Below are 13,486 nucleotides of genomic sequence, written 5' to 3'. Positions count from 1 at the left end.
TGCTCGCGAAAGCGGCGGGTCGGTTGAACGAAATGTCAGTTGACACACTGCCTTCGCGAGCAATCCCTTCTCTCGGGGGAATCTTCGTGAAGCCTGTAATAATTTGCATCAATTGGTTACATTCATAGCCTTTGTGAATCAATCGTCCGAGTTCCGCCATGGCCATCAACTTCGATCTCAACGACTTGCAAGCCTTTCGCGCCGTGGTCGAGCAGGGCAGTTTCCGCAAGGCCGCCGACACCGTACGTCTGTCGCAACCGGCGCTGAGCCGGCGCATCGAAAAACTCGAAGACGCGCTTGGCGTAAAGCTGTTCGAACGCACCACCCGCAAAGTCAGCCTGACCCAGGCCGGGCGCGGTTTCATGCCCAGTGTCGAGCGTTTGCTGGATGATCTCGACGTGGCGTTGCTGGGGATCAGCGAAGTTGCCTCGACCCGATTGGGCCATGTCACTGTCGCCTGCGTGCCGTCCGCCGCTTACTACTTCATGCCGCGGGTGGTTGCCCGTTATCACCAGCAGTTCCCGCGAATCAAAGTCAAAGTGCTCGATTCCAGCGCCCATGACGTCCTCAGCGCAGTGGTCAACGGCGAGGCGGATTTCGGATTGAGTTTTATGGGCACGCAGGATGCCAAAGTCGATTTTGAACCGCTTGTGCAGGAGTGCTATGTGGTTGCCTGCCGGCGTGATCATCCATTGGCCGGACGCAACAGCGTGACGTGGGATGAGTTCTATCGGCAGGATTACATCTCGCTGGACAAGACGTCCGGCAATCGCTTTCTGCTCGATCAGGCGTTGAACGGTGTGGTGGCGCAGCGCCAAAGCATCTGCGAAACGCGGCATGTGACGACAATGATTGGTCTGGTGGAGGCCGGTCTAGGAGTGGCGGCGGTACCGATGATGGCGCTTCCGGGGCCGGATCATCCGATCCTGACGCGGGTGCCATTGACCGACCCGCAAGTGATGCGCAGTGTCGGTATCCTCAAGCGCCGGGGTCGCACATTGACCCCGGCGGCGTTGGAACTGGAGCGGCTGGTGGTGGAAATGAAAGTCCAGCCGCCAACGATCAACGCTTGACCGAATCCATCCCGGTGGCCTGCACGTCAGCCTGGGCGGCCGGTGCGGCGAGGTAGGCGAGTAGCGCCTTGGCTTCTTGCGGATGCTGTGCGCCGACGGGAATGCCGGCGGCAAATCGTGTGACCGATTGCACCGACTCAGGAATCCTGGCCACAAAACTCACCCCCGGCACCGGCAGCAATTCGCTGACCTGCTGAAAGCCCAACTGATAATCGCCCGTGGCAACGACCGAGCCCACCGGGATTTTCGTGATCATCTTCGCTTTTGGTTTCAGTTGATCTTCGATGCCCAGTTTCTTGAACAACTGCTGCTCGATGTATACGCCGCTGGCGCTGTCGGAGTAGGCCACCGACTGTGCATCGAGCAGGGTTTTCTTCAGGCCTTCGACGCTGCTGATGTCCGGTTTCGGCGCTCCCTGGCGCACTGCCAGGCCGATCCGCGAATCCGCCAGCTCAACACGTGACGCCGGGTCGACTTTGCCCTGTTTGATCAAGTCGTCGAGGGCGTAGCCGACCATGATCACCACGTCGGCCTGTTCGCCGCGCGCCAGACGATTAGGGATCGCCTCCGGGGACTTGCCCATCGACGGGCCAAGGGTGGTGTCGAGGGTGTTGCCGGTGGCCGCCGCGAATTTCGGCCCGAGGATTTTGTAGGCGGCGGTGAAGCCGCCCGAGGTCATCACGCGTAGCTCTTCGGCCTGCGTCAGGGCGCTGAAAGCGAGGAGGGCGAAGGCGGTCAGGGTGAACAGTTTTTTCATCGGGAAACGCTCCTTAAACGACGGCAGGTTGCAGGCGACCGCCAGCGCGGCGATACAGATAGAGGGTGGCGCACAACGCGCACAGTGCACCGATGCTCATCCAGTAACCCGGCGCGGCTTTGTCGCCGGTGTACTGGATCAGGAAGGTCGACATCGCTGGGGTGAAACCGCCAAAAATCGCGGTGGCCAGGCTGTAGGCCAGAGAGAAACCGGCGACGCGCACCTCCACGGGCATGATCTCGGTGAGGGCTGGAATCATGGCGCCGTTGTACATCCCGTAGATAAACGACAGCCACAACAGCGACAGCAACATGTGGCTGAAACTCGGAGCGTGCACCAGGTAGGACAGCGCCGGATAAGTCGTGGCCAGCGCCAGCAGCGACATGGCGATCAGCAGCGGACGACGGCCAATGCGGTCGGACAGCATGCCGCCAACCGGCAACCAGAAGAAGTTCGACACGCCCACCAGCAAGGTCACCAGCAGTGCGTCGGAGGTGCTCAGGTGCAGCACGGTTTTGCCGAAGGTCGGCGCGTACACCGTGATCAGATAGAACGCGGTGGTGGTCAGGGCGACCATCAGCATCCCGCCGAGCACGACGCCCCAGTTCTGACCCAGGGTGCGGAACACTTCGCCCATGCTCGGACGGTGTTTGCGCGCAGCAAACGCTTCGGTTTCCGCCAGGTTACGGCGCAGCACAAAGATGAACGGCACGATCATGCAGCCGACGAAAAACGGAATGCGCCAGCCCCAATCGGCAACCACGTTCGGCGCCATCCAAGCGTTCAGCGCGTAGCCCAGCGCGGCGGCAACGATGATTGCCACTTGCTGGCTGGCCGACTGCCAAGCGGTGAAAAAGCCTTTGCGACCGGGTGTGGCGATTTCGGACAAATAGACCGAAACCCCGCCCAATTCGGCACCGGCCGAGAAGCCTTGCAGCAGCCGTCCGATCAACACCAGTGCGGGGGCGAACAGGCCAATGGTTTCGTATCCGGGCACCAGCACGATCAATATCGTGCCGCTGGCCATGATCGATAGCGTAACGATCAACCCTTTGCGGCGACCGACGTCATCGATGTACGCACCGAGCACGATGGCCCCCAGTGGGCGCATCAAAAAGCCTGCGCCGAACACTGCAAAGGTCATCATCAGAGAGGCGAATTCACTGCTCGCCGGAAAGAACACCGCCGCGATCTGGGTGGCGTAGAAACCGAACAGAAAGAAGTCGAACTGTTCGAGGAAGTTGCCCGAGGTCACCCGGAAAATGGCGCCGGCCCGCGAGCCGCCGTGTGGGATTGAGGCTGTCATGACAAAGTACTCCACCGCTTTTATGACGTGCGCTACGGGGAAGCGGCGCACGGTTTTTATTGGGGTGGATAGTGGCGCAGGTGTAACAATCTGTTAATTGCATTGTTGGTATGGATTGATGCGCAAAGCGGATCAGTCAGGGGCGCTGAACCGCTCTGGGATCTGGCTTGCCAGCGATGGCATTCGTTCCGCCAATCAATCCATTGAACCTGTCGGCCTCTACTGCTGACCGTTTGCTTGCTCAGCGGCATTGCGAACGGTGAAGCTGCCATCCCAGTGCGGATCAATCCGCCGGATGCGCTCGTTCAGCTCAGGGTGGGTAGCGAAGAGGCGACTCAGCGGGTTCGAGACGCCCACGCTGAAATACAAGTGACTGTACTCACCGGCTCGGGCAGCACTGATAGATGAACCCTGCGCGCCGATTTTTTTCAGGGCGCCGACGATGCTCTGCGGATTGCGCGTGAATTGCACCGCGCTGGCATCCGCCAGGAACTCCCGTTGGCGACTCACTGCTGCCTTGATCAGGCTGCCGAAAACATTACCGATAAATCCGGCAACGCATACACCGCAGGCACGAGGGTACCTGAGGCAATCGCCATGAGCGCATCCAGCAGGCTGCCGGTGCCGCTCAGGTAATTTTCGAAACCATGGAAGACGAAGGGCAGGCTGGTGAGGACTGTCAGAGCCAGCAGCGACAGGATCATCAGGTTCACCAAACGTGTCGTCTGGCGTCTGGCCCTGCGTTGATTTTCATAAAAAATCATGGGCCGTCCTTGAATAACGAGGGTTAGAAAGAAACTTTCGGAGCGACCTTGATGGCCAGCGTGTCAGCAAATTTCAGCGGAGCTGCATCGGTACCATGACCGAAACCGGTTGCCAGCAGCACCGCAGGGAAACCCTGTTTGAGGGTGTTGTAGGTCATCACCGCATCGTTGTAAGCCTGCCGCGCAAAGCTCACTTTGTTTTCGGTGCTGCTCAGCTCTTCACTGAGTTGCTGCATGTTCTGCGAGGCCTTGAGATCGGGATAGGCCTCCAGCGTCAGGTTCAACCGACCCACCACGCCGCTGAGCGTGCTGTCCGCCTGGCCTAACGGCTCGATGCTTTTTGCGTTGCCCGGTTGCGCTTGCGAGGCCTCAAGTACGGCCACTGCAGCGTTGCGCGCAGCGATGACCGTTTCGAGGGTTTCGCGTTCGTGGGCCATATAACCCTTGGCAACGGCCACCAGATTGGGGATCAAGTCGTAACGGCGCTTGAGCTGGACTTCGACTTGGGCGAAAGCATTTCTCGAACATCCTGCCATCCTGTGGGAGCCTGGCTTGCCTGCGATCGCGTCCCGACGGACAACTACAATCCCCCTGCCAGCCCCGACAAAAAACAAGGAATGATTCCAGCACCGCGCAGTCGGAGTTCAGGTATCAGACATCTCAGGAGGTTCACCGATGAACAGCAAAACCCTAATCGCCAGCCTGGCCCTCGTCGCCGGCATCGCCGGGATCAGCCCAGTCGTTCAAGCGGCGCAAACCTCAAGCGAACCCGCCGTGCAATCTCCGGTCAGTGACCGCGAGTTGAAGGTCAATGACCGCGCACCAGACGTTTATCAGCGCAGCGAGAAAGCCCTCGACTGGAAAGCCAAGGGCCTGAAAAAACCGGTCGATCAGGCCCAGTGGGTGCAGATCAATGACCAGTACGTCATGGTAATGATCACCAACGGGACCATTGTCGAGATGAAACCGGTTCCGCGTTAAACCCAGGATTCAAAAGCCCTGCGCCTTTAGACGCGCAGGGCTTTCCTCGCCCAACCGATACTGATTATTCCCGCTGCGCTTGGCCTCATACATCGCCAGATCGGCAATGTGCAGCAACCGATCCATCGCCGTCGCATGATCGGGAAACACTGCGACGCCAAGGCTGGTACCGATATGGCGCTGGTCGTTGCCGATGCTGACCGGTGGGGACAGTTCGATGAAGATCTTCTGGCAGATGCTGCGGGCTTCGTCCTGCAGGTTGATGCCGGGTGCGAGGTCTTGCAGGATCACCACGAACTCGTCGCCGCCGATGCGCGCGACGGTGTCGCTGGCGCGCAGGATGCGTTTCAGACGAGTGGCGGTGGTGATCAGAACCCGGTCGCCGGCAGCGTGGCCGTACTGGTCGTTGATGGTTTTGAAACCGTTTAGGTCGACGAAGACCAGTGCCACCCGCGTGCCGCTCTGGCGCGCATGGTCCAGCGCTTCGCAGAGCCGTTCTTCAAGCACCAGCCGATTGGGCAGACCGGTCAACGGGTCGAAGTGGGCGAGGTGTTTGAGGTAACTGGCCGAGGCTTTTTCTTCGGTAATGTCGCGCACTACGCCCATCATTTTGATCATCGCGTCGTGTTCATTACGCACCACATTGCCGGTTTCCCGGAGCCAGCGAATCGTGCCGTCAGGCCAGACCACGCGATATTCCTCGTCGTGGTTTTCACCGGTTTCCAGGCAACGCAGTTCGCCGGCGCGCACCCTGACGCGGTCGTCCGGATGCACGCAGGAACAGAACAACGCGTAGGAAGGCGTCACTTCGCCGATGTTGAACCCGAACATGCCGTAGATCGCGTCCGACCAATACAACCGATCGGTGTCGACCTCCCAGTCCCAGGTGCCGATGCGCGCAAAATACTGGCTGCGCTTGAAGCGCTCGACGTCGCCGTCCTGATGAATGTTCCGGCCTTCGGCGGCGCGGGTCAGCAGATCACGGTATTGGGCAAGCTGCTGGCGCAAACCACGCTCGCGCCAGATCAACAGGGCAATGACGGCAAGCATTACCGCGCCGATGGCAAGGCTGATCAAGAGCTGAGTCATTTGGGCGCTGCCAGCATGGCAAGTCGATCCGGGAAGTAATGGCGGTTGGCTATGTTAAGGGTTCATCACTCGGTTCGGATACCACGTTGATCGTCACTGACGGCTTGCCAATACCCGGCAATTCTGGGAAAACGGCGGCCAGTTGAACAATAGAGTGAATGTCATGAATGATGAACTGCAGGTCATCGATCTTCAGGTAGGCGAGGGCAAAGCCGCCGTCAAAGGCGCGCTGATCACTACCCAATACACCGGCTGGCTGGAAGACGGCACGGAGTTCGATTCGTCCCACACCCGGGGCAAACCTTTTCAGTGCGTGATCGGCACTGGCCGGGTGATCAAGGGTTGGGATCAAGGACTGATGGGCATGCAGGTCGGTGGTAAACGCAAACTGCTGGTGCCGGCGCATTTGGGGTACGGCGAGCGGACGATGGGCAAGATCCCGCCGCATTCGAATCTGGTGTTTGAGATCGAGTTGCTGGAGGTTTTGACGCGGGAGGATTGAGGCTGGCGGGCGCGGGATGTGAACGAGTTGGATGAAGGCCACGCTTCATCCAAATGATTCCAGTCTGCGATTTTGTGGATCAGGTGAATACTTCAATATCGGGACATTCACGGGTCCATCGCGTGACCGTCATGTCATTGAATTGCTCGCCGATGGTATCGACGCGTAGGCAAGTTCCTTTCTACGAGTAGTACAAGACGCAACGCGAGCTATCAAACGAGCAGGTATCCAGTTCGAAGAACTTGCGTGCAGCCAGCTCCCGCTCTACGCCACTGTATTCATCGCCGTCGGTGGCATGTATCCGCGTCGGCTTCCATCCTTGTTTGACTAGCTTGGACTTGGCCGCAGCCAGACGCTCACCGACGACGATGCCTGCTGGCCCGTGTTTGTCGCTTATCGCCTGTGAGCCGTCGGCAAATGCTGTGCTGATGCCCATGCAATAAAGTGCGGCAAGTACGAGGATTGAAGACTTCATTTGACAGTCGCTCCAGCCGGGGCTGTCTACTTTGTTGCTGCTTTCGGCATCGCGCCTGGAAAATCAGCCGCGGATCTATTCAAGCAGGCAGGTGATCGACCATCACCCTCACGGGTGATGGGTTCGATGCATGACGCGGTTTAGATATTCGGGGTGTAAGAGAAACTTTGCGAAGCTTCGGTATCGGAGAACGGCGTCACACGCGTTTTCTTGTTGAACAGGCCATTGACGAGCGAGCCTGGGAACATTTCGATGGAGTTGTTGAACAGTTCGACGTTGCGGTTGTAAATGGTGATGGCCGCGCCGACGTTTTCTTGTTGTTCGGCGATTTCACGCATCATGTTGTTCGCCGCTTCGGATGCTTTCAGATCAGGGTAAGCCTCAAAGGTAACGCGCAAGCCCCCCATCAGCTCCCTCGAGGCGGTTTCAACTTTCGTGAGGGCGTTGCCGTCCGCTCCAGCAGGAAGGGCATTGACCGCGCTGCGAAGGCCGGCGATTTTTTCGAGGAGGCTGGACTCAAAGACCATGAAGTCTGAGAGCACTTTTTGAAGCTGATCGAGCACCTTGGTCTTCTGGCGTTCGTAAACGAGCACGTCTGACCAGGCACGTTGTACTCGGTTGTGTCCCCCAATAATGCCGTTGTAGAGGCTGAAGCCCGCTACGATGATGACGACAGCGATAACAGCGGAAAGGATGAGTGCAATGTCCATGGCTTACTTCTCTTGGCAGCTTGTTAGGGGATAGGAGGCAAAGTTGTCATCGTGCAGCTCGCTGAGTGCATGGCTCCATTGGAGCGCCGACATCAAGCGCGGCAGTTCGACACCGGCAGAAATTTCTGCGTAAAACTCGTTGGGTGATGCCAGCGAATACTCGGTACCGAACGCGAGCAGGTCTTTGCTGGCGAAGCTGAGGCAGAGCTTTCCACTGTCGGCGAACTCCAGGTTCGGACGATGGAGGATGTCGAACAGCTTCAGCAAGTGGAGCACCGTCGAAGGCTTGATGAATTTCGCACAGAGTATCTCGCTGCGACCGGTCAAACGGAACGCTTTATTGAAATCCGGAGAAGCCGTGTCCATGGGGCACGCATAGTCGTTCTCCGATTGGTCATCAGATCTAACCGATATCCCGCTGACCCATGGAAAGTCGATGACAAGGCTGTACCGGTCGTAGTGGTCGTAAACCACTCGAGTCTCCGTTTTGGTTTTTCCATCTTTGTCGGTCACCGTGGTGTGCACTGTTCGCCTGTTAACGTAGTGCAACTGGCGATAGTGGTAAGGGAGGTTGCGCTGCGTGCCGGGAAATACACCCTGTATCGACTCGACCAACTCGCGGCTGTAGTTGCCCCGGCGGTAATCACCAAATTCCGTGTCCAGCTTCTTGAGGGTCGTGGCCGAGTCTTCTTTCAGGAAAGTCAGTCCGTTGTGGAAGTAGGATGACAGTCGAGCAATTCTTTTACTGAGCGACGGCAACCGATTAGATTTGGATTTCATCCATGTCAGACTCCCAGCGGCAATGACGATGCCAAGAAAACCAGTGCCCATGCCGAACGAGTCGGGATCAATTTCCAATCGATAAAAGAACAGAGCGACGCTAGAGATGTTCCCAATCCAATAAAGGGCCACAGCACTCGCAAGCAATAACAGGCCAGTGACGAAAAACCACCATGCGCGGGTGCGATCGAATTCGAGCGGGCCATCGTACGAGGCGAACTCATGGATCACCTTCAATAAGTCGGTGTTGGACTCAGTCTTGTCGATACTGGCTTCGCTCACGGCCAGCAATTTATTTAACCTCGCGTTCTGCGATGAGTTGGTCATGTCAGGTATCCATTGATTCAGGGATGCCTGGTGCGGGAGCAACGGCCCGGATTGAGGATTTTGCTCTATTCATAATCTGTCAGGAATTTTGAAAAGGAGTGGACGATACCATTGTCACGCAATGACCGTTTTTGGTGCGGGGTGTGTAAAAAAGGGCTCCAGTTTAACCAAGTTGAGTTCGCCGACAAAACGTCGAATCGCTCCCTCACGGCGTTTTAGGACTGACAGGGTTTTTCAGGGTTCTCACCGATAGTGTTCCCCGTTCAATTTCATAAATTGGAGGGTTTTTTTGAAGTCCGATCCTGGCGTTCACAAACGAGTGCTTGGCGCCTTGCCGGAGCTACCGCTCGATTGTAGGGTACACGGCCGTTACGATCTGCAGGGGAGCCAACTACCCGTGACGCTCTCTATTGGCAATGCCAAAGCATTTTGGATCGACTGGCCACTTTCAAAATCGGCAGTGGTTGAAGTTAGCTCGAACCATATGGCTACTTCAGACCATCCCTAGTGCGTGATAAATCAAAGGTCGTCATGTAGCATAGACCCATCAGCAGTTCTACAGCCATCCCGTCACTACGCGCTACTGAATCAACTCTAGAAGGTTTGTGAATGATAAGAACTATCCCGGTGTGGAAAATGATGATGATCGCCAAAGGTAAGATATTGGGACTCTTAATCCTGGCAAGCATACCTGTTTTTATCTTTGGCGGTGCGAGGGTACTTCTTGAAGGGTTGCAGAATGGGCAAATTCGCCAGGCTGCAATGGGGTTTATCACTCTGATTTTTTTTGGTGTGGGTGCTCTGCTATTTGCACCTTCAAAAAAATATATTCCCGGTAAAACATTTCAGGCTTATAGAAATAAAAAATTCAATACAATGGCGGGTATAAATTACGGTTATGCATTCATTATTCTGTCGGGGGTAATTATTGCAGTTCTTGCACCGGAAACGGCGATGACAACACTGTACTATGGTTTAGGTGGCATTGTTTGTCTTTATTTTTATTCAAGAACATTAAAATTTCATGAGGATATCGATTTTTCGACAAATGAATATTTGGAAACCGCTCTGGGATTTCCTGCCGGGGAGAAAATTCTGGTCAGCTACCAGAATTTTGATGCCGGTGAGATTAAAAATGGTTGCAATGCTTTTGCCGCAACAGGAACCAAGTTAATTGTTGCGTCGTTTGACGGGAGTGTTTGGAGAAAGCTGTCACGGGACCTGAATCAGATCTCGCGCATTGGCATCGCCGGCGATGCATCCCAAAATCATTTTGTTAAATTGCAATTCAATGATGGAGCCGATGCTTTGTTGCGCATTGAACTATATGAAAAGCTCACATCAAATCCAACCCTGATAATAAGACGGCTGTTAGAAGCGATTGATGCAAGTCTTCTGAGCGATAGTGGTGCATCACAGGCAGTACAAAGACGTCGAGTGGTTGTCAACTCCGAAACTCCAACCCCGGTTTTAAAAAATGTTGCGCCTGAAGCGACGCTTGTACCCATGGCGCCTCTGCGTAACATCGAGGTTGCCCCTGATGTGTTAATTGCTATCCAGGCCGCCGAAGAAGTTGTTCCCGGTCGCAGGCTGGAGCTTTAATAATGTCGCATTGTACAAAGTTTGAATTTTCTTATGTTAATGAAGAAGCTATTGCCAAAGCTTTCGGCAAGATTGGCCTTAGCCCGACGACGAGTCTGGTTTCCACGTTTGCCAGCGATTTCAGTAAAAAAGTGTTGAGCAAGTTAGGCTATTTGGGCACGCAGCAATACAGGGCTATTTGTGGCCAAACCGCTGATGGATTCAATCTATTTGTTTGCCAAATTGAGGCGGGCTCATACAAACTCCTCATCGAACGGGAAAATATTTCAGTCAGCGATGAAGCGATAATGGATGATTTGGCTTTAAGCTTTCAGAAAGCATACATCAGCGTAGCCATCGATGAAACCATCAAGCGCATAGAAGCATCAGGGGTTCCAGCAAGGGTGAAAGAAACGCTTCAAGGGTTCGAGATTGAATTTGGACCTCGCTATGAATACGGTATTCATGTCACTTTTACGGGCGATGCAATTACGGAGGAAGTGCATGGCGTGAAAGGCGATATTTGCACAAAACTTACTGAAGAGCTTGAGGCTCTACTTTCTAGCCCTATGGCGGAGCTTGTAACAGAGTGGAAGCCGGAGTATACCGTAGTTCATGAAGAGCAAACCCTTCAAATTCTCAGTGCGAACTTCTAAATGGAAATCAATTTACACCATATGGAGTTAAGCAGCGTTAACGGCCCTGGATTACGCTTGACATTATGGGTGCAGGGTTGTGTGCTGAATTGTAAGGGATGTTTCAACCAGGCGACGCATGATGGCGAAGCGAATACGCTGATGTCTGTTTATGAATTGGCTCAGAAGATAAATGCAATGGACATCGCTGGGGTTACCCTCTCCGGGGGGGAGCCGCTCGACCAGGCGCCAGCCTTGGAACAATTAATACACGCCGTCAATGGCGAGAAAAACTGGATACTCTATACAGGCTATACGGCAAAAGAGATATTCCAGAATGAAGGCATGATTCGAGTTGTTAAAGCCGTAGACTTGACGCTGGCAGGTCGGTATCGGCATAACGCTAAACATCCCTATCAGCACAAGCAAATTATCAAAACCAGTGACAGAGTCGATATTGACTTTTTTCGTACTGGAAGAGTTGTCGAGTTTATTGTTTCAAATTCTGGCGTTACCAAAACCGGCCTTCCGATGCATGTATAACTCAGTTCAAGCGCAGGGATAATAAGCATGAGCCGTACCAAGCAGATAACAGATTACCTGAAAGCGCGTTATGCGATTTTGGTCATTGAAACTTTTGAGGAAGAGCGTGCTCTCAATGAGATTTCTGAAATCGCCAAGGCGCTCAGCCATCGTTTGTTCGTTTGGAACTCGACGCTAGGCGTCCAGATAAATGGCGTCGTGGCTGGGGATAAAACCTTTGATTTGAAAGTGGCCTTGGATTTTTGCGAAGAAAAGGCGAAGGAGGAGGGCAGCAAAAACATTTTTGTTTTTTGTGATGCTCATAACTACCTTGCCTCAAGCTCAAATCCTGTCTACCGCCGTCGACTTCGAGATTTAGCCATCAATATCCGTTCACGTGGTTATCGAAGCAACTGCATTGTCGTGGCGCCCAGCTTTGAAGTTGCTAATGATCTTCAAAAGGAAATCACGTTAATTGATTTTCCACTGCCATCAAGAGAAGAAGTTAAAAATCAGATAAATAACTTTGTTAATTCATGGCAGGGCAACGGCAGTGTTAAGATTGATCTTTCTAGTGAGGCCAAAGATAAACTTATTGATGCCGCTTTGGGTCTCACGGGATTGGAAATTGACAATAGCTTGTCTCGTTCATTGGTATCCAGCCTGAGTATAAATGAAAACACCGTAAAGGATCTGCTTTCCGAGAAAAAACAAATTATACGGAAAACAGGTATTTTGGAATACATTGACTCAAAGGTAAGTCTTGAAGATGTTGGAGGGCTGGCAACTCTTAAAAAATGGCTCCATTTGCGTAGCCAGTGTTTTGGGCAGTTGGCTCAGGAGTTTGGTGTCAGAACCCCGAAGGGTTTGCTCTTAACGGGAGTTCCTGGTTGCGGCAAGTCGCTAACGGCGAAATGCATATCGTCGTCATGGAACATGCCCTTATTGCGTTTGGATATGGGAAAAATCTTCCAAGGGGTGGTCGGCTCTTCAGAATCCAATATTCGTTCCGCACTACGTACTGCCGAAGCTATCTCGCCCTGCATCCTATGGATCGATGAAATTGAAAAAGGACTTTCTGGCTCTTCCGGAGGGGCATCTGATGGTGGCACTGCTACACGCGTATTCGGCACGCTGTTGACTTGGATGCAAGAAAAAACGGCACCTGTTTTTGTGTTTGCTACCGCTAACAATATCAACAGCTTACCGCCGGAGTTGTTGAGGAAGGGGCGATTCGACGAAATATTTTTCGTTGACTTCCCGTCGACATCGGAAAGAAAGAAGATTCTTGAAATACATCTGAAGAAATTGAAGCGTGATCCAGAAAAATTCGATTTGGATCGATTGTCTGCTCTAGGCGGCGAGTCGAATTTTGGTAAAGACATTGTGCTTTCTGGTGCTGAAATCGAAGCTTGGGTTGGGGACTCGCTGATTGAAGCGTTCTCACGGCGGATGAATGGCGCTGGTGATTTAAGCGACCTGACGATGGTGGATTTTGAAACGACTATTTCGCGTTTTGTACCCATGAGCAAAATGCGTAAAGACGAGTTCACGAAACTTCGTAATTGGGCGAATCAAAATGCAATTAGCGCTTCGGCTATGGTTGCCGGTCAGAATGATACGGAAATTCAAATCGGCGGTAGGCAAATTGATTTTTAATTTGCGGTGATTTGGCAGCCTAACCGCTTAATCCCTGGCGACACGCCCATGCAGCTCAGCGGAACTGGGTGGGCCCAAGGAAGAAAAGATGACCTTCTTGGCCAACATTTCTTCCCTCGAGACAAAATTCCGAACCACTAGATTTGGATATCGGTGAGCGGGTTCGCTATCGGCACAAAGCTAGCGCGCGCGGCTGCTTCCGGCGTTTTTCAAGGTTGTTGTCGCGTCGCCGTCTAACTATGCCGCTCTTTTCTCGGTCTGCTGCTGCCGATCCGGGTTCAACATCACAGTGCCCATCGGCTCCCAGTTTCTTGTCTGGCCAGAC

Annotated in this window: 16 protein-coding genes; 7 read left to right on the top strand and 9 right to left on the bottom strand. The window is 53.8% G+C overall.

The genetic code is table 11. The features are described 5' to 3' along the window. The first annotated feature begins 158 nt into the window (after positions 1–158). Complete coding sequence (locus AACY50_RS18765; protein WP_339464557.1) at positions 159–1,073, top strand: LysR family transcriptional regulator; 915 nt, start codon at positions 159–161, stop codon at positions 1,071–1,073. Here AACY50_RS18765 and AACY50_RS18760 read toward each other — a convergent pair. From AACY50_RS18760 to AACY50_RS18740, 5 genes are all read right to left on the bottom strand, one after another. Further along, a complete protein-coding gene (locus AACY50_RS18760) occupies positions 1,063–1,830 on the bottom strand; it encodes a substrate-binding domain-containing protein (RefSeq protein ID WP_339538992.1) in 768 nt (255 codons plus the stop codon). The genes AACY50_RS18765 and AACY50_RS18760 overlap by 11 nt on opposite strands. 13 nt (positions 1,831–1,843) lie before the next feature. Then, positions 1,844–3,136, bottom strand: coding sequence for an MFS transporter (locus AACY50_RS18755; protein ID WP_339433826.1), 1,293 nt, complete (start codon positions 3,134–3,136; stop codon positions 1,844–1,846). A 219-nt stretch (positions 3,137–3,355) separates the two neighbouring features. Continuing rightward, positions 3,356–3,646, bottom strand: a complete 291-nt coding sequence (locus AACY50_RS18750) for a M48 family metalloprotease (protein WP_339433825.1) — start codon at positions 3,644–3,646, stop codon at positions 3,356–3,358. 11 nt (positions 3,647–3,657) lie between these two features. Next, positions 3,658–3,900, bottom strand: coding sequence for a hypothetical protein (locus tag AACY50_RS18745; protein WP_339538991.1), 243 nt, complete (start codon positions 3,898–3,900; stop codon positions 3,658–3,660). A 23-nt stretch (positions 3,901–3,923) separates the two neighbouring features. Next, entirely contained in the window at positions 3,924–4,436 is a 513-nt protein-coding gene (locus AACY50_RS18740; RefSeq protein WP_339538990.1) for a LemA family protein, read from the bottom strand. A gap of 139 nt (positions 4,437–4,575) precedes the next feature. Here AACY50_RS18740 and AACY50_RS18735 point away from each other — a divergent pair, with 139 nt between their 5' ends. Further along, on the top strand, positions 4,576–4,881 hold the full coding sequence (locus AACY50_RS18735; RefSeq protein WP_339433822.1) for an RcnB family protein: 306 nt from the start codon (positions 4,576–4,578) through the stop codon (positions 4,879–4,881). 9 nt (positions 4,882–4,890) lie between these two features. On the opposite strand, the gene AACY50_RS18730 is transcribed toward AACY50_RS18735, so the two are convergent. Next, on the bottom strand, positions 4,891–5,970 hold the full coding sequence (locus AACY50_RS18730) for a sensor domain-containing diguanylate cyclase (protein ID WP_339538988.1): 1,080 nt from the start codon (positions 5,968–5,970) through the stop codon (positions 4,891–4,893). Positions 5,971–6,133: 163 nt separating this feature from the next. Here AACY50_RS18730 and AACY50_RS18725 point away from each other — a divergent pair, with 163 nt between their 5' ends. Further along, positions 6,134–6,472 (top strand): FKBP-type peptidyl-prolyl cis-trans isomerase, encoded by a 339-nt coding sequence (locus tag AACY50_RS18725; RefSeq protein ID WP_221733630.1) that lies wholly within the window; start codon positions 6,134–6,136, stop codon positions 6,470–6,472. A 181-nt stretch (positions 6,473–6,653) separates the two neighbouring features. Here the strand turns inward: AACY50_RS18725 and AACY50_RS18720 are convergent, their stop codons facing one another. From AACY50_RS18720 to AACY50_RS18710, 3 genes are all read right to left on the bottom strand, one after another. Next, entirely contained in the window at positions 6,654–6,947 is a 294-nt protein-coding gene (locus tag AACY50_RS18720; RefSeq protein ID WP_339538987.1) for a hypothetical protein, read from the bottom strand. Between the two features lie 140 nt (positions 6,948–7,087). After that, on the bottom strand, positions 7,088–7,657 hold the full coding sequence (locus AACY50_RS18715) for a LemA family protein (protein WP_339495251.1): 570 nt from the start codon (positions 7,655–7,657) through the stop codon (positions 7,088–7,090). A gap of 3 nt (positions 7,658–7,660) precedes the next feature. Beyond that, entirely contained in the window at positions 7,661–8,764 is a 1,104-nt protein-coding gene (locus AACY50_RS18710; RefSeq protein ID WP_339495252.1) for a hypothetical protein, read from the bottom strand. Between the two features lie 636 nt (positions 8,765–9,400). On the opposite strand from AACY50_RS18710, the gene AACY50_RS18705 reads away from it, so the two are divergent. Genes AACY50_RS18705 through AACY50_RS18690 form a run of 4 tightly spaced genes read left to right on the top strand, consistent with a single transcriptional unit; the run spans position 9,401 to position 13,161 of the window. Continuing rightward, positions 9,401–10,366 (top strand): hypothetical protein, encoded by a 966-nt coding sequence (locus AACY50_RS18705; protein WP_339433817.1) that lies wholly within the window; start codon positions 9,401–9,403, stop codon positions 10,364–10,366. 2 nt (positions 10,367–10,368) lie between these two features. Further along, a complete protein-coding gene (locus tag AACY50_RS18700) occupies positions 10,369–11,001 on the top strand; it encodes a DUF2997 domain-containing protein (protein ID WP_339433816.1) in 633 nt (210 codons plus the stop codon). Continuing rightward, positions 11,002–11,523 carry a 4Fe-4S single cluster domain-containing protein gene (locus tag AACY50_RS18695; protein ID WP_339538985.1) on the top strand — a complete coding sequence of 174 codons (522 nt, stop codon included), beginning with the start codon at positions 11,002–11,004 and terminating at the stop codon, positions 11,521–11,523. 27 nt (positions 11,524–11,550) lie between these two features. Then, complete coding sequence (locus AACY50_RS18690) at positions 11,551–13,161, top strand: AAA family ATPase (protein ID WP_339433814.1); 1,611 nt, start codon at positions 11,551–11,553, stop codon at positions 13,159–13,161. The last annotated feature ends 325 nt before the right edge of the window (positions 13,162–13,486 follow it).

The sequence above is a fragment of the Pseudomonas sp. RA_15y_Pfl2_54 genome, from assembly GCF_963971015.1.
GTDB classification, from domain to species: Bacteria; Pseudomonadota; Gammaproteobacteria; order Pseudomonadales; family Pseudomonadaceae; genus Aquipseudomonas; species Aquipseudomonas baetica_A.
The sequence above is the reverse complement of the archived record's forward strand: the minus strand, read 5'-3'. Positions and strand labels throughout refer to the sequence as shown.